Source organism: Sanguibacteroides sp. AM78-02pH3A, assembly GCF_027666085.1.
Classification (GTDB): Bacteria; Bacteroidota; Bacteroidia; order Bacteroidales; family Marinifilaceae; genus Gabonibacter; species Gabonibacter massiliensis.
Genome location: NZ_JAQEHX010000001.1, coordinates 161,088 through 185,867 on the forward strand (window position 1 = coordinate 161,088; position 24,780 = coordinate 185,867).

The 24,780-nt window shown below is 43.4% G+C and carries 23 protein-coding genes and 1 other RNA gene; 17 read left to right on the plus strand and 7 right to left on the minus strand.

Annotation, left to right across the window (positions count from 1 at the left end):
* The first annotated feature begins 60 nt into the window (after positions 1–60).
* Entirely contained in the window at positions 61–372 is a 312-nt protein-coding gene (locus PGR74_RS00625; RefSeq protein WP_041503910.1) for a hypothetical protein, read from the plus strand.
* Positions 373–406: 34 nt separating this feature from the next.
* On the opposite strand, the gene PGR74_RS00630 is transcribed toward PGR74_RS00625, so the two are convergent.
* Positions 407–943 carry a hypothetical protein gene (locus tag PGR74_RS00630; RefSeq protein WP_041503909.1) on the minus strand — a complete coding sequence of 179 codons (537 nt, stop codon included), beginning with the start codon at positions 941–943 and terminating at the stop codon, positions 407–409.
* A gap of 237 nt (positions 944–1,180) precedes the next feature.
* Here PGR74_RS00630 and PGR74_RS00635 point away from each other — a divergent pair, with 237 nt between their 5' ends.
* From PGR74_RS00635 to PGR74_RS00680, 10 genes are all read left to right on the plus strand, one after another.
* Positions 1,181–1,732 carry an NUDIX domain-containing protein gene (locus PGR74_RS00635; protein WP_041503908.1) on the plus strand — a complete coding sequence of 184 codons (552 nt, stop codon included), beginning with the start codon at positions 1,181–1,183 and terminating at the stop codon, positions 1,730–1,732.
* 6 nt (positions 1,733–1,738) lie between these two features.
* The gene (locus PGR74_RS00640; RefSeq protein WP_041503907.1) at positions 1,739–2,242 is read left to right on the plus strand and encodes an O-acetyl-ADP-ribose deacetylase; all 504 of its coding nucleotides are present in this window, start codon (positions 1,739–1,741) and stop codon (positions 2,240–2,242) included.
* Between the two features lie 206 nt (positions 2,243–2,448).
* Positions 2,449–3,531 carry an Mrp/NBP35 family ATP-binding protein gene (locus tag PGR74_RS00645; RefSeq protein ID WP_110688364.1) on the plus strand — a complete coding sequence of 361 codons (1,083 nt, stop codon included), beginning with the start codon at positions 2,449–2,451 and terminating at the stop codon, positions 3,529–3,531.
* A gap of 62 nt (positions 3,532–3,593) precedes the next feature.
* Entirely contained in the window at positions 3,594–4,013 is a 420-nt protein-coding gene (gene tsaE / locus PGR74_RS00650) for a tRNA (adenosine(37)-N6)-threonylcarbamoyltransferase complex ATPase subunit type 1 TsaE (RefSeq protein ID WP_041504092.1), read from the plus strand.
* A 19-nt stretch (positions 4,014–4,032) separates the two neighbouring features.
* The gene (locus tag PGR74_RS00655) at positions 4,033–5,253 is read left to right on the plus strand and encodes an alanine dehydrogenase (protein WP_041503905.1); all 1,221 of its coding nucleotides are present in this window, start codon (positions 4,033–4,035) and stop codon (positions 5,251–5,253) included.
* A 456-nt stretch (positions 5,254–5,709) separates the two neighbouring features.
* Positions 5,710–9,123, plus strand: coding sequence for a SusC/RagA family TonB-linked outer membrane protein (locus PGR74_RS00660; protein ID WP_082027488.1), 3,414 nt, complete (start codon positions 5,710–5,712; stop codon positions 9,121–9,123).
* Positions 9,124–9,141: 18 nt separating this feature from the next.
* Positions 9,142–10,515: a RagB/SusD family nutrient uptake outer membrane protein gene (locus PGR74_RS00665; RefSeq protein WP_041503903.1), complete on the plus strand. Its 1,374-nt coding sequence runs from the start codon at positions 9,142–9,144 to the stop codon at positions 10,513–10,515.
* A 16-nt stretch (positions 10,516–10,531) separates the two neighbouring features.
* Positions 10,532–10,735 carry a hypothetical protein gene (locus PGR74_RS00670; protein ID WP_041503902.1) on the plus strand — a complete coding sequence of 68 codons (204 nt, stop codon included), beginning with the start codon at positions 10,532–10,534 and terminating at the stop codon, positions 10,733–10,735.
* 21 nt (positions 10,736–10,756) lie between these two features.
* Positions 10,757–12,040, plus strand: coding sequence for a hypothetical protein (locus PGR74_RS00675; protein ID WP_041503901.1), 1,284 nt, complete (start codon positions 10,757–10,759; stop codon positions 12,038–12,040).
* Between the two features lie 188 nt (positions 12,041–12,228).
* Positions 12,229–13,848: an IS1182 family transposase gene (locus PGR74_RS00680; protein ID WP_235375085.1), complete on the plus strand. Its 1,620-nt coding sequence runs from the start codon at positions 12,229–12,231 to the stop codon at positions 13,846–13,848.
* 95 nt (positions 13,849–13,943) lie between these two features.
* Here the strand turns inward: PGR74_RS00680 and PGR74_RS00685 are convergent, their stop codons facing one another.
* The 3 genes from PGR74_RS00685 to PGR74_RS00695 all read right to left on the minus strand — a co-directional run bounded on the left by PGR74_RS00685 (position 13,944) and on the right by PGR74_RS00695 (position 16,261).
* Complete coding sequence (locus tag PGR74_RS00685; protein WP_041503900.1) at positions 13,944–14,432, minus strand: D-glycero-alpha-D-manno-heptose-1,7-bisphosphate 7-phosphatase; 489 nt, start codon at positions 14,430–14,432, stop codon at positions 13,944–13,946.
* A gap of 19 nt (positions 14,433–14,451) precedes the next feature.
* On the minus strand, positions 14,452–15,462 hold the full coding sequence (gene holA, locus PGR74_RS00690) for a DNA polymerase III subunit delta (RefSeq protein ID WP_041503899.1): 1,011 nt from the start codon (positions 15,460–15,462) through the stop codon (positions 14,452–14,454).
* A gap of 217 nt (positions 15,463–15,679) precedes the next feature.
* Positions 15,680–16,261 carry a DUF4294 domain-containing protein gene (locus tag PGR74_RS00695; RefSeq protein WP_041503898.1) on the minus strand — a complete coding sequence of 194 codons (582 nt, stop codon included), beginning with the start codon at positions 16,259–16,261 and terminating at the stop codon, positions 15,680–15,682.
* Between the two features lie 71 nt (positions 16,262–16,332).
* Between PGR74_RS00695 and PGR74_RS00700 the strand changes: the two genes are divergently transcribed.
* The 5 genes from PGR74_RS00700 to PGR74_RS00720 all read left to right on the plus strand — a co-directional run bounded on the left by PGR74_RS00700 (position 16,333) and on the right by PGR74_RS00720 (position 20,606).
* Positions 16,333–16,923, plus strand: a complete 591-nt coding sequence (locus PGR74_RS00700; RefSeq protein ID WP_041503897.1) for a YqgE/AlgH family protein — start codon at positions 16,333–16,335, stop codon at positions 16,921–16,923.
* A gap of 48 nt (positions 16,924–16,971) precedes the next feature.
* Positions 16,972–17,318, plus strand: an RNA gene (gene rnpB, locus PGR74_RS00705) — RNase P RNA component class A.
* Between the two features lie 103 nt (positions 17,319–17,421).
* On the plus strand, positions 17,422–18,630 hold the full coding sequence (locus PGR74_RS00710) for an L-serine ammonia-lyase (RefSeq protein WP_041503896.1): 1,209 nt from the start codon (positions 17,422–17,424) through the stop codon (positions 18,628–18,630).
* An 86-nt stretch (positions 18,631–18,716) separates the two neighbouring features.
* Positions 18,717–19,304, plus strand: a complete 588-nt coding sequence (locus PGR74_RS00715; RefSeq protein ID WP_041503895.1) for a bifunctional nuclease family protein — start codon at positions 18,717–18,719, stop codon at positions 19,302–19,304.
* Between the two features lie 15 nt (positions 19,305–19,319).
* Positions 19,320–20,606: a glucose-6-phosphate isomerase gene (locus PGR74_RS00720; RefSeq protein ID WP_041503894.1), complete on the plus strand. Its 1,287-nt coding sequence runs from the start codon at positions 19,320–19,322 to the stop codon at positions 20,604–20,606.
* 141 nt (positions 20,607–20,747) lie between these two features.
* On the opposite strand, the gene hcp is transcribed toward PGR74_RS00720, so the two are convergent.
* Both hcp and PGR74_RS00730 read right to left on the minus strand, forming a co-directional pair.
* Positions 20,748–22,400 carry a hydroxylamine reductase gene (gene hcp, locus PGR74_RS00725; RefSeq protein WP_041503893.1) on the minus strand — a complete coding sequence of 551 codons (1,653 nt, stop codon included), beginning with the start codon at positions 22,398–22,400 and terminating at the stop codon, positions 20,748–20,750.
* A 30-nt stretch (positions 22,401–22,430) separates the two neighbouring features.
* Complete coding sequence (locus tag PGR74_RS00730) at positions 22,431–23,267, minus strand: ATP-binding protein (RefSeq protein WP_041503892.1); 837 nt, start codon at positions 23,265–23,267, stop codon at positions 22,431–22,433.
* A 135-nt stretch (positions 23,268–23,402) separates the two neighbouring features.
* Here PGR74_RS00730 and PGR74_RS00735 point away from each other — a divergent pair, with 135 nt between their 5' ends.
* Positions 23,403–24,044: a Crp/Fnr family transcriptional regulator gene (locus tag PGR74_RS00735; protein WP_041503891.1), complete on the plus strand. Its 642-nt coding sequence runs from the start codon at positions 23,403–23,405 to the stop codon at positions 24,042–24,044.
* Positions 24,045–24,059: 15 nt separating this feature from the next.
* Here the strand turns inward: PGR74_RS00735 and PGR74_RS00740 are convergent, their stop codons facing one another.
* Positions 24,060–24,767, minus strand: a complete 708-nt coding sequence (locus tag PGR74_RS00740; RefSeq protein ID WP_041503890.1) for a HesA/MoeB/ThiF family protein — start codon at positions 24,765–24,767, stop codon at positions 24,060–24,062.
* Positions 24,768–24,780: the final 13 nt, after the last annotated feature.

The following is a 24,780-nucleotide window of genomic DNA, read 5'->3' on the forward strand; positions in this document are numbered from 1 at the left end:
CAAAATCGTTTTATCCTGCAATGTATAAAGATTCAGTTTTTTAGGATTAATGGAGATTTGATGGATAGTCGTACGATATGGGACAATGTAGCTATTTACCTTAAAGCATTATTACGGCTTGAAAGGCATCTAAGGATAGAAAATAACCGTTTTAAATGGGAAGTAAAGGAGGGAGCGGAATTAAGAATGACGCAAAATATATTCGAATATGTTACGGATAGATGGGAAGAGTATAATGACCTTTTGGAGACGGGACGTTATGAGATCGAACAGGAAAAGATGAGTGATCCGTATTATGTGGTTCCAAAGAGTATTTACATAACGAGAGAAAAAGCATATACTCCTTTCTTTAAGAAAGCCTCCCGGGAGTAGTGTTGGACTTCGGGAGGCTTTCGTCGTTTTTCGGTTATTTTTTTACCAGATTGTAAGAGGCGTGAGCCTGTTGCGTCTGGGAAAGAGCATTTTGTAGATTCGGTTCCTGCGTCAATAGGACTACGAACTGCAGAATACTCATGTATGATTTGTCGGTTAGATTTAGTTCGAAATGGGAGGTATAGAAGTCGACGGCGCCCTTGATCTCAAAGGTAACGGTGGGAGAGGCGGCAGCCGTAATCGTCAGTGTGTCTTTTTCGAATGTATAAGGCAATTTCATCGGGAGTTCCACGTCTCCGAAAGTGGCGACCAGCTTAACGGTATCATCGACGAATGTTATTTCGGAGCCCTGTTCGAAGAATGTATAATTGTTGAATACGGTTTCTAATTGCTCCTTGGTCATGGTAGCATTTTCTACCGGGGTAGCAATAGCCACGGCCTGATTTATATTCCAGCTGCCTTGGAGTAAATCCTTTCGTTCGTTTTTATCGTCATCGCTACAAGCGGCTAACCATAAGGATAGTACAATAACAGAACAGGTTAAAAACAGTAGTGTTTCAATCTTTTTCATAATGTGAATTTTAAAATTAAACCTTGATTGACAGAGTAGTATACGAACGGGAGATAAAATGTTTGAAAAAAAGAGTATAATTAAATTGAAAATATATGAAATTGTATCGTTCTGACGCGTGTGTTCGTATCGGAAGGCGGTTTTTTACCGGAAAGAGTTTGCTAATATGAGATTCGATAATTTGTTTATTGGAAAAATTGATTGCTATTTTGCAAGAGAAAGTTAAAAGGTTGAGTTATGGAAGAAGCATATTGTTATCGATATCCTCGTCCGGCAGTAACGACGGATTGTGTGGTTTTTGGATTTGACGGAGAAAAACTGAACGTATTGCTGATACAGCGGGGCAATGAACCCTTTAAAGGAGCCTGGGCTTTTCCCGGGGGATTTTTAAACATGGACGAAACGGCGGAGACCGGAGCTTTGCGTGAATTGGAGGAGGAGACGGGAATGAAGGGGATTTTTGTAGAACAATTCCATACATTTTCCGCCGTGGAACGGGATCCGAGGGGAAGGACCGTCACCATTGCCTTTTATGCTTTGGTCGATCCAGAAGAATACAGGGTAGAGGGAAATGATGATGCGGCGGAGGCCCGTTGGTATCCGGTTGACGATATGCCGCTTCTGGCTTTCGATCACCGGCAAGTATTCGAAGAAGCGTGTAGGTCGTTGGCGTTGAAAATATATATGCAGATGCGGGGATTAGAGCAAAAAGACGACGGTTTGGCTCATTTTGAGCTGGACCGGATATTCGAGATCCTTCCGCAAGAATATAGATTGTATTTAAAATAGGAATTTATGGAGCGATTGGAAATAGTTAAAGCCGATATCACGACTTTGAACGTGGATGCCATCGTGAATGCGGCAAATCGTACCCTGTTAGGAGGGGGTGGGGTGGATGGTGCTATCCACCGGGCTGCCGGGAAAGAGTTACTCGAAGAGTGCCGGACGTTGGGCGGTTGTCCGACGGGAGAAGCGAAAATAACCGGAGGCTATCGTTTGAAGGCTCGTCATGTTATCCATACGGTAGGACCGATATACGCGGACGGAAATCACGGGGAGCCGGAATTATTGGCCGCTTGTTACCGGAACAGTCTGAAGGTCGCCGAAGAGAACTGTTTGAAGACGATCGCATTCCCCTCTATCAGTACGGGGGCTTACGGTTATCCGATAGAACGGGCAGCCCCGATCGCTCTTCGGGAGATCCGGGCTTTTTTAAGTATGCATCCGGATTTTAAAAAAGTATACGTGGTTTGTTTTAGCCTTTCGGATTACGAACTTTACCGGAAGCTTTTGTCATAGTTTGTTTCACCGGATGGAGAGTTGTATCCGGCAAGCGATAAGAATGAGGAATCCGGATATGAGGTTAAAGCTGTTGTATGATCTCTAAATTATATTGTTTAATATGACTTTTTCGTATGACGGGTGATTTTGTGGATTGAAAATGCCGGAAAATGGTTTTATTCCTGTAATTTTGTAGAATACAATTTATATAAACTGATGATGATATGCAAGAGATAGTAAAAGGAATACGGGATGTATTAGCAGAGATCAAATATCCCGGGACATCGAAAAATATCGTTGGTCTGGATATGGTACAAAATATGAAGGCAGATGGAGATCGGGTAAGTTTTCGGTTAGTATTTCAGAAATCAAATGATCCGTTTATCAATGCTATAAAAAATAAATGCGTGCAGTTGTTGAAAGAGAAGTTAGGATATAAGACCGTCGATATAGAGACTGTTTTTGTACATGATTTGGAAAAACCGCTCTCGTTGGAAAAGGTTAAACATATTATAGCCGTTTCGTCGGGCAAGGGAGGGGTCGGTAAATCGACCGTGGCTACCAACATGGCCGTTGCTTTAGCTAAATTGGGATATAAGGTGGGCTTGGTGGATGCTGATATTTTCGGCCCTTCTGTTCCTAAAATGTTCGGATGTGAGGAGGCTCGCCCTTATATGGTAGAGGTCGGGGGAAAAGAGTTGATAGAGCCGGTTGAGAAGTACGGGGTTAAGTTACTGTCTATCGGATTTTTTGTTGATCCCGATGCGGCGACGGTTTGGCGAGGTCCGATGGCCTCCAATGCATTGAAACAGATGGTAGAAGAAGGACATTGGGACGAGTTGGATTTCATGTTGATCGACCTGCCGCCGGGAACGAGTGATATTCACTTGACGTTGGTACAGACGGTGGCTTTAAGCGGTGCCATTGTAGTAAGTACTCCTCAACAAGTGGCATTGGCCGATGCCGTGAAAGGTATCAATATGTTCGAATCTCCCGGAATTGCTGTTCCCGTGTTAGGAATCGTGGAGAATATGTCTTGGTTTACTCCGGCGGAACTGCCAGATAATAAATACTATATTTTCGGAAAGGAAGGGGCTAAATTTTTGGCTGAAAAGAAGGGGTTGCGTTTGTTGGGACAAATACCTATCGTGATGAGTATCATGGAGGGTGGAGAGAGTGGTGTTCCGGTTGCGGCAGATGAAAATACGATTACCGGAGAGGCATTTCTTGATTTGGCTCGTCAGGTAGTTGAGTCCGTGGAAGAGGTCAATCTTACGGCTAAAAGAGTCCGCGTTACGAAAGGATGAATTTTATCCATAAGGGACATTCGAAATTTATTTGTAGGATGTCCCTTGTAAAAATGAAATATATGCGTTGGATAATAAACGGGTTGGAGGATTTAAATCGGGTTGCTGCTGAATTTTTAGAGAGAGCAGGGGACCGTACGTTGTTTGCCTTATATGGTCCCATGGGAGTAGGTAAAACGACTTTTGTAAAAGCTGTTGCCGCCTGTTTGGGAGTGGAAGATGATGTGACTTCGCCTACTTTTGCTATCGTGAATGAATATATTACGGCGGATGAGAAACGGGTGTATCATTTCGATTTTTATCGGGTTAAAAATACGACAGAGGCAATGGATTTTGGCTATGAAGAGTATTTTTATAGTGGAAACCTTTGTTTTATCGAATGGCCGGAAATGATCGAGCCGCTTTTACCTGAAGATGCGGTAATTTGTCGTTTTTCGGAGTTGCCGGACGGACGCCGGGAATTGGCTGTAGAAGGAATGTAATAAATAAATATAACGTACTATGGAAAACTCTGGTAAATTGTCCGGGGCCACGATTGATAGGGAGTGGTTCGTATTTCAGGAAAAAGAGGTGTTTCAGGAGTGGAAGCGGCAGAAATTCGTGATAGGCCTGCCTAATGAAACGGACCGGGATGAAAATCGGATTTGTTTGACTCCGGAGTCTGCCGGGATACTGATAGATGCGGGTCATGCGGTTATCGTGCAAAGAGGGGCGGGTTTTCAGGCAAATTATACGGATCGGGAATATGCGGATGTGGGGGCTCGTGTTGTCGAGACGCCGGAAGAAGTATATGTTGCCGATATCATTATGAAATCAACGCCTGTAAGTCCGAAAGATGCTGAATATATGCGGGAGCGTCAGGTCATTATGTCTCCCTTGAAGCTCTTTGAACTGCGGAGAGATGCGATCATTGAGATGATGCATAAGAAAGTGACGGCCATCGGCTTCGATATTCTGAAAGACGAAGACGGATTTTATCCGGTGGTACGTATCATGAGCGAAATTTGTGGTGGTGCGGCGATCCTGATTGCCAGCGAATATCTGAGTAATTCCCGGAACGGAAAAGGAATTTTTTTAGGCGGAATTACCGGAATCACACCTACGGAAATTGTTATTTTAGGGGCGGGTACCTTAGGTGAATATGCAGCTCGTACGGCTTTGTCATTAGGTGCTGTCGTGAAAGTTTTCGACCATTCGTTGGAACGGTTGCGTCGGTTAAACGCCTGTTTGGAACAACGGGTATTTACTTCCGTTTTCCATAAACCCGTGTTGGATAGAGCTTTGTTGTCCGCAGACGTTGTTATCGGAGCTTTGCGTTATTTTGATGACGATCAAGGTGTTTCTGTTACCGAGGAGCAGGTGAAACTGATGAAACGGGGTGCCGTTATTGTGGATATGTCTATTGATCACGGGGGGTGTTTCGAAACTTCCGGGCCGACGACACACGAAAAACCGGTTTACGTGTATAACGGAGTCATTCATTACTGTGTTCCCAACGTGGCTTCACGGGTAGCCCGGACAGCGTCTATCGCTTATAGTAATATATTTACTCCTTTGATGGAAAAGATCTCTTGTAACGGAGGTTTTCGCAATGCAATAAAAACGGATGCGGGGCTCCGGCACGGCGTATATATATATAATGGCCTGTTGACGCGTAAAATCATTGCCGATAAATTCGGATTGATTTCCCGGGATATCGATTTACTGTTGGCTGCATTCTAATTTATGTGCTTAAAATTATATAAATACTTGTGGATATAAAAATAGTCCGTTTGCAGAGAATGGGCTTAATGTCTTGATCTGAGTGAATCTTTCTACCGTGATGCTATTTTTAGGAGAGAAAGATGAGTATCTTCATTTGATTTTTAAATTTGTATGTAGCATTTTTTAATTGTATAGTTCTGAATATTATATTATTAAGTCTTTGTTGCTTTACTTGTTATAAAATTTACCTGCGAATGGGATTCAGATCTAACCTTCTTTATTTCGTGAATTATATCTTATTTTTTTAGAACGATCCCTACTAAAGGGGATGTTGTGTGGTATAAATCCCCATTTATGGGGATTTATATATCCTGTCATTGTTGTTACTTTTGATGAAAATTTTTAAAAACAATACATGGTATGACGCCGTGTTTGCCGAATCCAGTCTGTTATTTAATTTTATTAATATAAAGTATGAAAAGATGTGATAAGCGAAATGGTCAGTTCAGGTCATGCGGGTTCATGTTGGTCGTGAATTTAGTATGTTTGATGCTATTCCCATTAGGGGAAGTTTTTTCAACAGGAATCTCTTTGAAAACGGGAAATCCGGAAGAAAAAAAAGTTGTTTTGAAAGGACGGGTAATGGATAAAGATTCTCTTGCTTTACCCGGGGTTACCGTCTTGTTGAAGGGAACGATATGGGGAGTGATAACGGATGTTAAAGGAAATTTCGAGTTATCTGTTCCGGAGCAGAAAGAGTGGATGTTGGTATTTTCTTACATCGGAATGGAGCCAAGGGAAGAGAAGATTACAGATTCGAAGGTGAATTTGAAAATTGTATTGAAAGAGAAGGTCGAACAATTGGGAGAGGTGGTTATCACCGGGTACGGAGAAACCACGAAGCGGCGATCGCCAGGATCTGTCGGTGTTCTTACTGGAGAGACTTTTGCTAATAAATCCGTGACGAATTTAGATATGTTGTTGCAAGGACAATTGGCCGGGGTGAGTGTTTCGGCAGTTTCCGGGCGACCGGGTGAATCAGCAAAGATCCGGATCCGGGGAACAAGCACGATTAGCGGTGATGCCGATCCTTTGTGGGTTATTGACGGGATTCCCCTGCAACAGGATGTACCGGAGATATCGACGGGAGAGATAAAATCCGGAAGTTTAAACGAAATTCTTACTCACGGAGTCGGGGGGATTAATCCGAACGATATCGAGAACGTGACCGTTTTGAAGGATGCTTCTGCCGCTGCTATTTACGGTTCCCGTGCTGCCGGTGGCGTAATTGTCGTTACCACGAAGAAAGGAAGGGCGGGAAAGATGCGGGTAAATTACGGCGCAAATTTTTCAATCGGATTAAAACCACAAAGAGATGCCAACCTGATGAATTCTTCTGAAAAACTTGTCTGGGAACAGGAGTTATGGGATGAGTTTTCTGCCGATGCCTACGCGAATAAAGCGAAACATATTCCTGTTGTCGGCATCGTGGGGATGTTACGGTCTAATAAATTGGGAAAAAATGACGTATTTTTTGACGATGTGGAAAATTTTGAACCTATGAGTCAGGCCGAGCAGGATGTTTACATCAGCGAGTTAGGCAAAACAACGACCGACTGGTTTGATGAGATTTTCCGTAATTCGTTCTCTATGTCGCATCACCTCTCTTTTTCAGGGGGAGCGGAGAATGTCCTCTACTATGTCTCATTCGGGTATAATAAGAATAATGGCTTGGTAAAGGAGACGGATTACGAACGTTATAATTTGAGGGCTACATTGAATATAAAGCCGACTAAAAGGGTGGAGGCCGGACTTGGCGTAGATTTGTCCAGGCAGGAGTCTCACGGTTCGTCTATGGACGTGGATCCTTTTGAATACGCTTATTTTGCAAACCCTTACGAGAAACCTTATAATGCGGATGGTAGTTATCGCCCGGATATGACCTATTTCAATTTAGGAGCCTTGAGTGACGGTTATGGGGCGGATGTGCCGCAGCTGCCGACCGGTGGATTTAACATATTGCGGGAGATGCGTGAGACTTCAGGAGACGGAATGAATTCCCGTTCTTCTATCTGGACCAAATTGAAATATAATTTTACGAGTAAGCTGTGGTTCGACGGACAGGTTTCTTACGAGTACACGAATAACCGTAGTACGGATATAAAGAATAAAGATACGTATGCCGCTTATAATGACAGGTTGTACTTTGATAAAAATAAGAGTGGAAGCGACTGGACTCCTTACGGGTCGATTACTCGTTCCGAGGCCAATAGTAATAGCTACGATGTGAAAGGAATGTTTACTTATTCGAATGAATTTTCAGGCGGACATTACATGAAGGTGTTGGCAGGAGCGGAGTTACGCGGAAATAAAAGTGTAGCGACTTATTTCAAACGCTACGGTTATGACGATGTCACTGGAAATTCCACGATGCCTATACCGCCGAATCCGGACGGGGATGATGCTTCGGAGTATGCCGATTTGATGGATCAATTGGCCGGAGAGAACACTAATGAGAGCCGGTTTGCTTCTTTCTTCGCTTCGGGAGAGTATAATTTTATGGATCGTTATTTGTTAAGTCTGACTTTCCGGACGGACGGTTCTAATAATTTCGGAAGCGATGAGCAGTTTAATCCGACCTGGTCGCTTGGTGTATTATGGAATCTGGATCAGGAAAGATTTATGCAGTCGCTACTGCCGTATGTCAATCGCTTGACCTTGCGAGCCGCCATGGGATACACGGGAAACATTGTAAAAGGAGTCAATAAGGAGTTGGTATTAAATTACACCACCCTTTACTGGCAGGGGTTGCGTACAGGTTCGATAGCATCGGCCCCCAATCCTAAATTGAGGTGGGAGAAAACGAAGGACATGAAATTGGCTTTGGATTTCGGTTTGTTTAACGAACGGGTCTCCGGATTAGTAGAGGGTTACTACCGGAAAAGTACCGATCTGGTTTCGAAAGTGGATGTCGTTTCTTCGACGGGATTCGGAAATCAGGCTTTTAATACGTCTACGGTCGTAAATAAAGGTATCGAGATGACCTTGAACGTGAAGGTGCTTAATGGTCGGGACTTCAGATTGTCTTTGGGAGGAAATATCTCGTTAAACCGTAACAAGCTGACTAAATACGACAGGCAAAGCGAATCGTTGATGATGAGTGACGGTATTTTCGAGGGATATCCTTTGGAATCTGTATTTGGTGGAAGGTATACGGGTATAGATCCTCGTGACGGAGTATATACTTACGTGTTACGCCCTGATGCACAAATATACACGGGTAGCGATCTGCAAAATGTCGATAATTATCGTTTTTACCTGGGAACTTCCGTGGCCCCATGGACCGGAGGATTCAATTTACAGGCTTCCTATAGAAATCTTCGTTTAAATGTAGGGGGAACAATCTCGTCGGGAGCGAAAATTATTGATAAGATCAACTCTCCTGCAAGTTATAGTAAAGTGACTTCTTATGTAACGGGAGAAAAACCGCAGACCGCTTACAGCGATTTGTACCGTAATCATTTGAATGTACGGAAAGATATGGTGGACCGTTGGACGGCGGAACGTACGACAGGGGTAAAATATCCCCGGATCATCGATTATTTGGGAGATCGTTTGTTATTGGACGAGTATAATGTTCACGATAGTAAAATTACGGATGCCACCTATCTGGAGAATGTTTCGTTCATGAGAATTCGGAACATCACTCTGGCTTACTCTCTACCCGATAAATGGATACGGAAAGTGCGACTTTCGTCAGTGGATCTCTCTTTGTCGTTGGAGAATTTTTTCACTTTCACGAATTATTCCGGTATAGATCCGGAAACACCAGGGACAACCTACCCGGTGACGCGTTCTGTATCGTGGGGAATCAGTGTAGGATTTTAATAGATTAAAAATGAAAATATGAGAAGGATTAATTTATATATTACGGGTATATTACTTCTGGGAATGCTTTCGTGTACGGAATATCTGGATGTGAAAAAAAAGAGCGAGGTGATTCCCGAAACAGCGGAAGAATTTTCTTCTTTGATACATTATTATTTGCGTAATCTGGATGAGGCCAGTGATTACTATGTGTTCGGAGAGTATACGAAGACCTTGTCTTTCGAGTGCTATTCGGATAACCTGGACGGGGATTTGAGTTTATCTTCCCGGTTGCAGGTTTACGTGGGAACGGATATCAATTCGATGACAAGCCGATACAAATATATTTACGAGAAAATTCGGGATTGTAATATTATTTTGGGTGAGATGGAAGATAAGTCTTCCGAATTAGGAAAAAAGGTTGCGGCTGCGGCGTATACTTTACGAGGGATGTGTTATTATAATCTGATGCGGGAATTTTGTGAACCTTTTGATAAAGCGAAAGCCTCCGGGATGAATGGAGTCCCGCTCGTGGAAAAATTTGACATGGAAGCAAAACCTGCGCGGGCGACCTTGAGAGAAACCTTTGATTTTATAGTGAGGGACCTGAAAGCGGCAATCGATATGAATCAAACGGATAAGAAGTATCGATTGGATGTGAATGTAGCCAAGTTTTATTTGGCCAGAACCTATTTCTGGGCACAGGAATGGGACTTGGCGATTCCTATCGCCAAAGAGATATTGGAAACTTTTCCTTTGATCAAAGGGGAAGCGTATAAAGAGATGATGAAGAGTGAGGTGGCACAGGCCGGTAATGAACTGTTACGGGCCGGAACTTCAAAGACAAAAGGTTACACGGATTTAAATTTCGGTTATTCTCAAACTCGTCCCGTTGCTGAAGATTTAATCAACCTGTTTACGGAGAAAGAGAATGATGTACGTTATAATCTTTTTTTCACGAACAAATTGTTAAACAATAAAACACTCCGATCCGCCATCCGAAGTGCCGAGATGTGTTTGGTGATAGCCGAGTGTTATGCTCATTTGGGAGACAATGATAATGCGTTGCATTACCTGAACCTTTTGCGGGAAAACCGGATTGAACCTTACGTGGCCTACACGATGAGTAATTTGCCGGCAGTAGATGCGGCGGCCCGTATACAAGTAGACGCCATGGGGAAAGCGTTAACTCCTCTTATGGCTGCCATCCTGAACGAGCGGAGAAAAGAACTGTACATGGAGAACGGCGACCGTTGGTACGAATTGAAACGGAACGGACGTCCCGAGTTTTGGTGGGGAGTTAGCGGTGTGAAATACGAGACGTTGAAATTCCTTTATACTTTTCCGATTCCGAAGTCGGATATTGTCTTAAATCCTGCTATTATTCAAAATCCGGAATACAGTAAATATTAATTTAAAGCACAACACGATGAAAAAAATGAAATATATATTAATTCTGATGGCGGTAAGTTTATCTTTTGCGGCCTGTGGCGATGATGCGGAAGATATGCCCGAGAGACTGAGTGACGTTAGTAATGAATTTGTTTTGCCCACTCCTGCCAAATTGACGAACGCGGAACGGGATGCGATTCAGGCTAAGCGGGAGATTTACAATGAAACTTATGGTGATTAAACTAAAAAACAATACAGGTGTATGCGAAGAATATTATTATATAATCTGATTTTGTTCTTGTCACTGTTAAGTTGCAAGAATGACGATAACGATTTGCCGACATTGAGTTTCGGCCGGCCGATTTATATTTTAAAGGCTGAAACTCCGTTGGCCGTGGAGTTAATAGCATCGACTCCGGCTAAGGAGACTGTCGTGATTCCCTTTACGATTTCTGGAACAGCGGTTTTAGATGAGGATTATACGATAGAGACGAAGGAATTTACGCTTCAACCCGGAGAATCGATAGATACGGTATGGATTATGCCGAAAGAGAATGTGACTCCCCAGCGAGAGATTCGTTTGGCCTTAAACGGAGCGGAGGGATATGAATTATGGAATAATCGGGTGACGATGATTCCCGTGGAGATAAGGGATGTTTTCAGTTGTTCCTTTAATGCGACTTCTTGCGACTTGAAAGCCGAGAAAGAGATAGCCGTCAGCCTGAAGGTCGGGGGAAACGATTATATGTATAAAAAAACGGAGGTTTATGTTCCTTTCGAAATAGATCCCGCGTCGACGGCTGTATTAAACGAACATTATGAGATTGTCGGGGGAAAACAGGAGTTATATATGGGGACGATGAAAGCCTATGCGGTCGTAACGCTTCGTTTTTTGAAGAAGGAGGAAGGAAAAGATAAGGTTATTTTGAGAATAAAGGAGGGAGGTCTTATCGAGGCGGGAGGTAATGCTTCTACAACAATAACGGTTAGCGGGCCTACACAATTTAAAGATATCGAAGGGGAATGGAGGTTTAACGGTTTCACGGATGAGGCTTTTGTCCGTCGAATGGCAGGCTATGAGGATAAAACGGGAGCAGATTGTGAACATCTGCCTGTGAATAATAATGCTACGGATGTGATTCGCTTGTCTGCCGGTCCCGGAGGGAATACCTTGAACGTGGACGGCGTGACGGGAGATTTGGCCCACTACTTGCGGAATTGCTCCGTTGAGATTATAAAAGAGGAGTCTACTCGTCTGAACGAGACGGCAACGATGAGTTATGAGGACGTGATGACCGTGAAATTCGGAAAGGTAAATAAAAGTTACTCGGCCGCGAATGTAAACGAAGAGGAAGGAGTTGTCGGAATGCGTCTCTTGCGTAAGGGGAAAGTATTGGAACTCCGTATTTACGATTATGTTCCGACGGACTTTTTAACAAAATGTTATTATGTTGCGACGCACCCGGAATATCCGTGGCAAGTTGTCGGAGAGTATCCGATGTCGGATTATTATACCTTAGTATTCCAGTTTACCAAAGTCGAGTAAAGTTATCGGTTGGTTTGGCAATAGATATTTGACTTGCAAAAAATGGGGCTGTCTAACAAGTTTAGATGGTCCCCATTTGTATAAAAAATAAGGCTTTTCGACTGATAATCAGAAGAAAAGCCTTTGTTATATGAAAAGTATTTTGTATATTTGTTTTGCACAACCAACTACAAATCAATCATATAACGATGGCGAAGTTAGCAATAAAACCAGAGAATCAAAAACAAAGTCTGTTATTTCCTCCCAGCTTGGATGAATTAATACCAAAGACTCATGTTGTAAGAGTGGTGAACGACGTGATCGACCGTCTGGACCTGGTCGGCATCAAGGAAAGCTATAAGGGTGGAGGAAATAGTTGTTATAGTCCCAAGATGATGCTCAAGATACTGGTCTATGCCTATCTGAACAATGTTTACTCCTCCCGCAAGATAGAGCAACAAATATGTGAAAACATCAACTATATGTGGCTCTGCGGGATGTCCAGACCTGATTTCAGGACCATAAACTATTTTAGGGGAAAGCGGTTGAAAGACAAATTCGAATCTATTTTCATCCAGGTGGTCGAGTTGCTTCACGGTGAGGGCTTCTTAACGCTTGATGTCCAATACATCGATGGAACCAAGATCGAGTCTGCTGCCAACAAATATACTTTTGTATGGAGAAAATCAATAGAGAAATATGACGCGCGTCTCAAGGCCAAGACAACCGCGATATTGGATCAGATCGAACAATCCAACGGCTTGGAAAACGAAGAAGATCCGGTCAAGGCATCCGTCACCGAGGAGCAGTTCAGGGAAAGAGTCGATAACATTCGCCAGAGGATAGACCGTGACAAGCTTTCCAAAGCGGATGAAAAAGCATTGAAGGAGATAGAGGAGGAGAAAATACCAAAGATGGATAAATATGCGGCAGCTCTGTTGATAATGGAAGATCGCAATTCGTATTCAAAGACCGATCATGAGGCCACCTTCATGTGCATGAAAGAGGACGCGATGCTCAACGGCCAACTCAAGCCGGGCTATAACGTGCAAATATCAACAGAGAATCAATTCATAACAAACTATGCCATTTATCAACGTCCAGCCGACACGCTAACCTTTATACCCTACCTGGATACTTTCAAAAGTAAGTATGGAAAACAAAGTGCGGTCATCGTGGCGGACTCGGGCTATGGGAGTGAACAAAATTACGAGTACCTGTTCGGTCAGGGCATCACGCCCTATGTGAAATACAATATGTTCCACAAAGAGCAGAAACGTAAATACAAGACCGATCCATTTTTACCGGTAAATATGTATTATAATCCTGTTCAGGATTACTATGTGTGTCCGATGGGGCAACATCTGAAGTTCATCAGAAAAGAAAAGAGAATTTCATATTCCGGGTATGAGTCGCGGATAAGCGTCTATCGGGCCAACCGGTGCTCGGGATGCCCCTTGAGGGGAGGATGCCATAAATCGAAGGGAAGCCGTCAGATCGAGGTAAACCATAACCTCAACTCTCTCAAGCAAGCCGCTCGTGAGCTTTTGATGAGTGAAGAGGGATTGGGACATAGAAGTAAAAGGCCGATAGAACCTGAGGCTGTCTTCGGACATATAAAGGAGTGTGGCGGGTTCCGCAGGTTCAGGCTCAGGGGGATGGCAGGAGTCAGCTTGGAGTTTGGATTGAAAGCTCTTGCCCATAATCTGAGAAAACTTGCACTCTTAGCTTTGGCAAAGCTGTTTTTTCGCCTGTTTTTTGCACCAAAAGGGCAGTTTACAGTCAAAATGGACATCGTATACCCACTGGTTCCAACAAAAGTGGCTTAATCGTATTTTTACAGGCCATGCGGGAATGAGTTTATAAAAAAAGAGACCATCTAACTTTTCGTTGTTAGACAGCCTCATTTTGAAGTTATGTTATTTTAGTTTAAAATGGCATCTATAACGGGAGTGATATCGCTATTCTTAGGTATTTTAATACCCCGGATTCCGGCAGCCTCGGCTGCTTCAATATCCCTTGTTCCGTCCCCGATCAAAAGCGAGATCGATTTATCGATATCAAATTCTTCTATGGCCTTTTCAATCATATAAGGCGAGGGTTTCCGGCATTTGCATTTCGAAACGCTGTCGTGATGCGGGCAATAGTAAATTTTGTCTATGCGGGCTCCTGCTTTTGCCAATTCCGAGCACATGTATTCGTGCAAAAGCTCGACCTCTTTTTCGGTGTATTCTCCTTTGGCTACTCCTCCCTGATTGGTCACTACAATCACCAGGTAACCGGCCTCGTTCAGGCGTTTGATTCCTTCAATAACTCCCGGGTTAAAGATGAAATCTTCTTTTTTGTATATGTAGTAGTGCCCTTCATCCGAATTGATGGTTCCATCCCGATCTAAAAAGACTGCCTTATTCATGTTATCCGAAATTTTATGATCAATGCATGATTTTGAAAATCAGCTCTTTTAGTAATTCTCCGTCTGAAATATTACTGTTTCCTACTCCTTTGGATTTCATATCGTATTTTCGTAGCCATGAAATGATGTTAGCGCATTTTATGGCGTTATATTTTTTACTCCCCTCCGTGTAATCCTTTATAAAGTAAGGGTTAATGCCGAGCAGTCGAGCCATTTCCTGCTGGTTCGGGGTCGTTTTTTTCTGGTAATGAAAGGTCAATAGATCCCTGAAGTATTTAAATAATGTCGCTATGGTCAATACCAACGGGTTGTTTTTGGGATTTGCCTCAAAATAATTGACAATACGATTCGCTTTTAAATGATCCTGCCGAATGATGGCGTTGATTAACTCGAAGGTATTATATTCTTTACTGATTCCGGTATGTTCTTCTATCAGATTTTCTTTAATTTCTCCTCCTCCGGGTAGTAACAGCATGAGTTTATCCAGTTCGTTGGCGACTTTACTCAAGTCGTTTCCCAAACTTTCGGCTAAAATTCCTGCTGCCTTCATGGTGATCATACATTTTTTTTCTTTACAATAGTCGATGATCCAATCCGGAATCTTATTTTCATACAGTCTGGCAGATTCAAAATAGACGCAGTTTTTAGAACTTCCTAATTTTTTAAAAACGCCTTTTCGTTTATCCGGTTTTTTGTTCTTATATAAGAATACAAGTATGGTCGTTGTCTGGAAATGATCGATATAAGGGAGTAGATTATCGAAATCCCGTATATTCTGGGCTTCTTTTACGATGACAACCTGACGTGACGACATCATGGGAAAACGACGGGCCGTATCGGTGACCGTGGTCATGGAGACGTCATTTCCGTAAAAGACGACCTGATTAAATGCTTTTTCGTCTTCCGAAAGAACGTGTTCTTCCATCCATTCACTGATTTTATCCAAAAAATAGGGCTCCTCACCCGTTAGAAAATAGATGGGAGCGTAATTTTCCTTTTTTAAATCCGCTATGATGTCTTCGTATTTCATGTCACAAAAGTAATAAATTTATATTACCGATAGGAACCTGGCTAAAGTAAATAGGCAAACTCTTTTTCTGTTTTTCTCAAACCATTATGAGATTTACGATTTAAAGATGGCAAGATTAGAATAACCCACGGGGACGGGTACAATGTGCTATTTTAATTGATAGAGGTTATAGATCAAAAATTAGTTGATGTTTTACAATGTGTTAGTTGTCGGCTATTTATAGTTTTCCTTTTTCAATTTGGGTGACAATCTCTTCGATCTCCCGGTCTCTGCCGTTGGGCTCGTAATCCGCCTTCAGATTATGGCCGAACAGTAAAGCGATGGATTGCCAGAAATAAGCGTTTACACTACCTCTGTACTCTTTTATATGGTGGAATGAGGTATTTTGAGTTTCCCGGTAAATTAGGCGTATCAGGATTCTACCTTGTGTGACGGTAAGTTTCATCAAGGGTTGTTTAAAGGTTTTCATTAACTGTTTGTACTCTTCTTTTACTACTCTTTTTTTCTCTTTTTCGGAGTGGATGGTTTTTAGCTTTTGTTCTATTTCATTGATTTTCAGAGCAGCTATCTTGGCGTACGGGAGCGCTTTCTGAACATTGTAGACCGTCCGATTGTGTTTTTGATGTTGCCTTTCGTAGTAATTGTGATTTCTTTTTCTGACGATTACCGATACTTCGGGCAGTTGTATATGAGGCAGTGTGTCGTTTTGGATGATGATAACCGGTAATACCTTGCTTTGTCCGGAAGTAAGGCTGTTCATAAATAAAGATAGCAGCAATATGAAGAATATTTTGTACATTGTATTATCTTTGCATAGATACATAGGTATACAAATTTAATGGTTATATTTGATTAATTAAAGCGAATATCGTGGAAGAACAATTTCAAGATCTGTTTAGGATACGACACAATAGTGATCGGGTGGAGATCGGAAAGGTTTTAATTGCAGAGCCTTTTTTGCAGGGAAACTATTTTAATCGTTCCGTGGTCTATATCGTTGAACACGATGAAACGGGAAGCGTTGGCTTTGTGTTGAACAAACCGTTACCGTATACCACTTCCCAATTGGTAAAAGGTTTGGAAGGGATTGAGTTACCGGTGTACTTAGGTGGACCCGTGGAGCGAAATCAATTGTATTATATTCACCGGAAAAGCGGTTTGTCCGGAGCTTTGATGATAAGAGAGGGAGTCTATTGGGGAGGAAATTTTCGACTGCTCACCGAGTGGTTGAAATCGGGGAAAATGACGTCGGGTGACGTGCGTTTTTTTGCCGGTTATAGCGGCTGGAACGGAAAACAACTGCAAGGGGAGTTGGAAGAAAACTCCTGGATGGTCGGGGACATAGAAACGGAGATTTTGTTTCAGTTGCCGAACCCTCAATTGTGGGAACAATCCATGGGAAGTTTGGGAGGGAGGTATAAGATTTGGGCTAATTTTCCGGAAGATCCTATTATGAACTGAACGTCGGGTGATAAAGCGAAATCGTCCGATGAATAAATAGAAATGATAAAAGCAGGCCGTTCTATCGCTGTCCTGAAAAGGAGAGAGGAAAGTCCGGGCAACATAGGGCATCGTGCTTCCTAACGGGAAGATATCCGAAAGGATATAGTAATGTAACAGAAAAAAACCGTTCCCTCCGTGGAATAAGGGTGAAAAGGCGGGGTAAGAGCCCACCGGTATTCCGGGTAACCGGAGTAGCCGTACATCTCACGAGTTGCAAGACCATGTACACTAACGCTTAGGCCGGCCCGGCTGATGTTAGGGGGTAGGTCGCTTGAGCTGTGGAGAGATCTGCAGACTAGATAAATGATAGAAACCGCAAGGTACGGAACCCGGCTTACAGGCCTGCTTTTTTTTATTGTAGATTGAGAAAGGATTACAGGAAACATTCGGAGAATCGTATCGATAGAAAGCATTGTAATCTGAAATTTAGAATCATAAATCTAAAATGGGTATAAGGTGAAATCAATTCGAGAAATATTCAGGATAGGGTATGGTCCCTCTTCCAGTCACACGATGGGGCCGGGACGTGCTGCCTTGTATTTTAAAGAGAAAAATCCGGAAGCGGATTTATACAGGGTAACTTTATATGGTAGCTTGGCTCTTACCGGACGCGGACATGGAACGGACAGTGCCATTCAACGAATGATCGATGATCCGGAAAAAACCGAGATTATTTGGGAGCCGGAGAAAACGCTTCCCCATCATCCGAACGGAATGCTGTTCGAGGCTTTCGTGTGTGGAGGGCTTACTGATTCATGGGAAGTGTATAGTGTGGGAGGGGGAGCCTTGTGGGATGAAAAGGGGACTTTTAAAGAAGAAGAGGTTTATCCGGATACTAAAATGACGGATATTTTGAACTGGTGTAAAGCGGAAGGTCGTTCTTTCGTGGAGTACGTGGAACTGCATGAGGGACCTGAAATATTCGATTATTTAGCGGAAGTGTGGGAGGTGATGATTGGGGCGATTCACAATGGGTTGGAGAATGAAGGTGTGTTGCCGGGAAATCTGCGGTTGGCGCGGAAAGCTTGTTCTTATCATATTCGGGCACAGCAATCGGCGGGAACTTTACGGCACATGGGGATGGTTTTTGCCTCTGCATTGGCTGTTGCGGAGGAGAATGCCGGCGGCGGGCGTATCGTGACGGCACCCACTTGCGGATCTGCCGGAGTCGTTCCTGCGGTTCTTTACTTTTTAAAGCATGATCAGAATATTAGTGACCGTCGGATCATTAAAGGGTTGGCGACGGCCGGATTAATCGGTAATATCGTAAAAACAAACGGTTCGATCTCGGGAGCGGAAGTCGGCTGCCAGGGCGAGTTGGGTACGGCTTGTGCCATGGCTGCGGGGGCGGCCGCACAAATATTGGGCGGAACACCCATGCAAGTAGAGTATGCTGCAGAGATGGGATTTGAACATAACTTGGGATTGACTTGTGATCCGGTAGGGGGATACGTGCAGATTCCTTGTATAGAGCGGAATGCTTTTATTTCTCAAAAAGCCAGGGAGTGTGCTATTTACGCTTTGTTTTCCGACGGCCGTCATAAGGTCTCCTTCGACGATGTCGTGGAAACCATGATGCAAACCGGATGTGATATGCAAGCTAAATACCGGGAAACGAGTTTGGGAGGATTGGCTCGTATCTATCGGGCTCCCATACGGAAGTAAGTTTATTCGTTAAATTTGAAACTAAATCGGGTAATAGACGTTAGTTTGTCAGATACTATTGCGAAGTTTGAAATAATTTAGGCGATATGGATAGAGTAAGATTAAAAATATTAGGATTATCATATAGCATGTCTCAGTCAGGGGCTTACGCGTTAGTCCTTTCCGATCTAAATGATACGTATCGGATTCCGATCATCATTGGGATTTCCGAAGCTCAATCTATAGCGATACAATTGGAACATCTCCAGACGCAACGCCCGCTTACTCATGATTTGGTTAAACGGTTAACGGATGGGTTGAACGTAAGTTTGGAAGAGGTTTTTATTTATCGTTGGGAAGCCGGAATATTCTATTCGGAGTTACTTTTCAGACAAGAGGAAAAAGAGCTGCGTATTGACGCGCGTACTTCGGATGCCGTGGCCTTGGCTTTAAGATACGGTTGTCCGATATACACGACTCCCGAAGTGGTGGAAAAGACCTCTATCTCTGTTCCGGAGAAGGAGATGCAGGAGCAGGAGGTTAAAGCAAACGACCTGGAACCTGCGATCACAGAATCTAACCAGGAGCTGTCGGTTGAGGAGTTGACCCGTTTGATGGAAGAGGCTGTAAAAAATGAAGATTACGAAAATGCCTCCCGTTTCAGGGATATGCTAAAAGCGAAAAATTCAGATTAATTTAATATGCTTACTATGAATCGCATCGAATTTGATTACGCTAAAGTTTTGAATTTTGTAACGGAAAAGGAGATTGATGTTCAACGCCAGAAAGCAGTTTTATCCTTGGAAGGAGTGATGAAAGGTACTTGTAAAGGAAACGATTTTTTAGGCTGGCTTACTCTTCCGTCACAAATTTCAGATGACGAACTGAGAAAGATAAACGATTGTGTCCGAAATCTGAAATCACGTGCAGAAGTCATAGTCGTAATCGGAATAGGAGGATCTTATCTTGGTGCAAAGGCCGTTATCGAGGCTATGTCCGGGAGTTTTGACTGTTGCAAGCAGGTGGTTTTTGCCGGTCATAACTTGAGTGAAGATTATCTGTATGAACTTCAACGGTATTTGGCTGATAAGAGTTTTGGACTTTGTGTAATATCGAAGTCGGGAACGACGACGGAACCTGCTATTGCATTCCGTTTATTGAAAGAAATGTTGGAAAAACAGGTAGGACAGGAGGAAGCCCGTAAACGGGTCGTGGCGATTACGGATGAGAAAAAAGGTGCATTGAGAGCATTGGCAGATCGGGAAGGGTATGCTACTTTTGTTATTCCGGACAACGTGGGAGGCCGTTTTTCGGTACTTACACCGGTAGGTTTGTTGCCGATCGCTATGGCTGGATTTGATATCGAGGCTTTGGTTAAAGGAGCTGGCGATATGCAAAACTTCGCCTTGGGCGAGGGGCGTAAGATCGCGATGGATTACGCTTCCGTGAGGAATGCTCTCTACGAGAAGGGGTATACGACGGAGATAACGGTAAATTATAATCCTAAACTGCATTTCGTGGGAGAGTGGTGGAAGCAATTGTTCGGCGAGAGCGAGGGGAAGGAGCATAAAGGTATTTTTCCAACCAGCGTGGATTTTTCTACGGATCTTCACTCTATGGGACAATATATACAGGACGGAAGGCGTAATTTGTTTGAAACCGTACTTTCCATTGAGAAAACGAAATACGAGGTACCAATACCCCGTGATGCGTCGGATTTGGATAAATTGAATTATTTGGCCGGTAAACGGGTGGATGAAGTGAATAAGATGGCCGAATTGGGAACCCGTTTGGCCCATGTCGACGGGGGGGTTCCTAATATGCAGATCAGGATTCCCGAGTTGACGGAATACTATTTGGGACAACTGTTTTATTTTTATGAACTGGCATGCGGTATATCTGGCGGGATTCTGGGAGTAAACACCTTCGATCAACCGGGGGTGGAAGCCTATAAGAATAATATGTTTGCTCTTTTGGGAAAACCGGGATACAAGTAGAATCTGTTTTTAAAAGATAGGAAACGAGATTCGTTTACGAATCTCGTTTTTATGTAATAGGATGATCCTGTCGGAAGGACTTGTTTCACCCGAATCTTGTGTTCGATTGGGGCTCGGAATAACCTTATGACCGGATCTGAATCAACTATATATCATATTCTCGATATCCTTATCTACCGTGGTAATCGAACCGATACCGAACGTATCGGTTAATGCCCGGGTAATCCGGGGGGATAGAAAGGCGGGCAGGGTGGGGCCTATATGGATCTTTTTTACCCCTAAACTAAGCAGGGCGAGTAAGACGATAACCGCTTTTTGTTCATACCAGGCGATGTTATAGACGATGGGTAATTCATTGATATCTTGAAGTTTGAAAATTTCTTTTAATTTTAAGGCGATAATCGCCAAAGAATAGCTGTCGTTACATTGTCCGGCATCGAGAACACGGGGAATACCGTTGATCTCTCCTAACTGTAATTTATTATAGCGGTATTTGGCGCATCCTGCCGTGAGGATGATCGTGTCTTTCGGTAAGGCTTGTGCAAATTCGGCGTAATAATTACGGTTCGACATCCTGCCGTCACAACCGGCCATAACGACAAATTTGCGGATGGAACCGTTTTTTACCGCTTCCACGATCTTGTCGGCTACCTGTAATACCTGATGATGCGCGAATCCTCCGGTGATAGTACCCTTTTCGATTTCCAGTGGTGCGGAACATGCCCGGGCTTTCCGTATAATTTCGGAAAACTCTTTATGACCGTTCTCGTCGGTTTCGATGTGATTGCAGCCCGGATATCCTGATGCGTTCGTGGTAAACATCCTCTCTTTGTAGGAGGCGGAAGCCAAAGGTGGCACGATGCAGTTGGTCGTGAAAAGGATAGGGCCGCGAAACGATTCAAACTCTTCTCGTTGACGCCACCAAGCGTTACCGTAATTTCCCGCGAAATGTTTGTATTTTTTAAATGCCGGATAATAATGTGCCGGTAGCATCTCTCCGTGGGTATAAATGTCTATTCCGCTTCCTTCTGTTTGTTCCAATAACTCTTCCATGTCTTTCAGGTCGTGTCCGCTGATTAAAATACCGGGATTTTTACGGACACCGAGATTCACTTCTGTTATTTCGGGATGGCCGAAACGTTCGGTGTTTGCCTTATCCAAAAGAGCCATTCCTTTTACCCCGAATTCTCCTGTTTGAATGACGAGAGCGGTTAGCATTTCTACGGATAGTTTCCGGACAGTTATATCCGCGAGGGTTTCTTGAATGAAACGATGGATGGATTCATCATCGAATCCCAAACGTATGGTATGTGCTAAATAGGCGGCCATTCCTTTTATGCCGTAAATGATAAGTTCTTTCAAAGAACGGATATCCTCGTTTTTTTCATTCAGTATGCCGGCCTCTTTTTCCTTTGGGAAAAAAGTATCGGTAGTTCCTTCCCAGTAAACCTCTTCTATTTCGGGAAGATCGACTCTTTTTTCTATGGATAGCGATATTAACCGTCTTTTTATTTGTAGTCCCTTTTCGATTCGGTTGATGAGGCTTTGTCGATCGAAGTTGGCGTTGGTAATGGTAGAGAAAAGGGCGTCGATGACAAATTTATTTACCTGTTGATCTCCTTTTGTTAGGTGTTTTCGTAGTTCGTTATGTACGATCGATATGCCTTTTACGACAAACAGCAGTAAATCCATCGTATTGGCGGTTTCACTATCTTTACCGCAAATTCCGCGAAGGGTACAACCCGTTCCGTGAGCCGTTTCCTGACATTGAAAACAAAACATTGAATTTTCCATAGTTTTAAGGTTTTATCATGTAATTATAAATTATAACCATCGGGTTTCTCGTATCTCTCCGTGAATACCGACCCTGATAAGTTTTGAAGGAATTTTCCTTTCGGCTTTCTCTCTTGCTGCTTCGCATACGCGTAGTAATCCGCTACAGCAAGGAACCTCCATGATCATGACGGTTAAGGTGCTGATACCTCCCTGGTCTATGATGGCTTTGATTTTATCTGTGTAAATTCCGTTTTTTTCGTCTAATTTGGGACAGGCGATGGCTAACCGTTTTTCTTTTAGGAATAGGTTGTGGAAGTTGCCTAAGGCGTAAGCGGTACAATCTGCGGCGACCAATAGGTCCGCATCCTGGAAAAAGGGTGCGGCCGGCGGTAATAGATGCAACTGTATCGGCCATTGTCGCAGTTCTCCCTTCTCGACCTCCTTCTCTGCGACAATCGAGGAGGTTCCGGGTACAAAACTTCGAGTTTTTGACCCGGGACAGGAAAAGGTGGGAGAGGAAGAGACGGGACGAATAGGAATATCGTGAATACCTTGTTGGCGGAGTTCCTCGTGAGCTTCCCGTAAAAATTCGACTTGTTTGTGATCGGAAAGATGCTGCAAGTGAGCTTTGATTACCTCTTCCCCTTTGGGAATCAGTCTTTTTATAACAACTTTCTCGTCGTATTTTTCAGCTTCCCGTTCTTCTTGGGTAATGGCTCCTCGAGGACAATCTCCGATGCAAGCACCCAATCCGTCACAATACAGTTCGCTGATAAGGGTGGCTTTCCCGTCGATCAGCCGCAGGGCTCCTTCGTGACAACCTTTTACACATAGACCGCATCCGTTGCAGAGAGCTTCATTGATTTTGATAATAGTACGTTTCATCCTTTTTGTTTTTATGTTACAAAGATCGTTTCTTGCAAGAAGGATAATTGTCACATTTGTTACAAAAGAGAATTTTCAGGTCGATTTTTCTTTTTTATCTGTCGGAAATTCTAAATTTGCATAAATGAAGAGTTAATGGAGATAGAGAAATTACTGACCAGTCCTGTTTTCCGGAATTTTCCAGAAGAACGTTTGACGGAGTTCTTGCGTTCTGCTCCTGCTGTTTTACGCGTTTATTCCCCGAATGATTTTGTTGCTTTGCAAAACTCTTTGTGTCATTCGCTTTATTTATTGTACGAGGGAAAGGTACGTACTCATATGGTAAACGGGGAAGGCAAACAGGTGACGATAGAGGATATAGAGGCTCCCCGTCTGTTGGCCCCGGCTTTTATTTTCGCCACGGATAACAGGTTTCCCGTGAATATTTTAACCGTTACTCCTTGTGAAGTATTGATTATTAATAAGGAGGAGTTTGTCGGCTTAATGCAGAAAGAACCTGTTGTTATGCAAAATTTTTTACGGATTATCTCCGATCGTAGTATATTTCTGAGTCGGAAGTTGAATTCATTTGCCTTGCGGAATTTGAAGGGACGTTTGGCTGCTTATTTATTAGAACGGGAGGGACAACACAGTCAACAGGAGATTGCAGACGTGTTAGGGGTGGCTCGCCCTTCTTTGGCTCGTGTGCTTGCCGAATTGATCGAAGAGGGTGGGATTAAAATGGATAAGCGAACCATCAGGATCGTCGATCGCGAATTGTTGACCCGATACAGGTAAAAAACGAATTTGGCTCTAAAGATTCAGTTTTGTAAAGTTCATGTTCAGTAAATCAATCAAAAGAAGCTTGCCGGATAGGACCTCCGGTTTGCCCAGGATGATTTTTATGACCTCATTGGCTTGGAGGGTTCCGATGACTCCCGGAAGAGTTCCCAATACCCCAAGAGGTTGGGTGAAGTGTTGAATGTTGTTGTGGTAAGGGTATAGTTTCCGGTAAGAGGGACCGTCTTGATAGTGAAAAACAGAGAGCTGTCCGGAAAATTCGCATATGCTTCCGTAAACCATGGGCTTCTTTTGTATATTGCATACCTCGTCGATAAGATAACGGGTCGCCAGGTTATCTGTTGCGTCTACGACTATATCGTAATGGGAAATGATCTCGGAAGCATTTTCAGCAACAAGACGTGCTTCGTAAAGCGTGAAACGACAGAAAGGATTCAATTTCTCCAATTTTTGTTCGGCAATAGCTGCTTTAGGCATGTCGACGCATGTCGAATCGTAAAGAATCTGTCGCTGCAGGTTCGACTCGGATACCAGATCGTTATCGATGATTCCGATATGTCCTATACCGGCAGCGGTGAGATAAAGAAGAACGGGGGAGCCCAGTCCTCCGGCTCCCACGACCAGGACGTTGGCTTGCTTCATCTTTTCTTGTCCTTCCACCCCTATTTCAGATAGGATAACTTGGCGATTGTACCGCTCTTTTTCTTGCTCTGTTAACATAATAGCTCTAAAT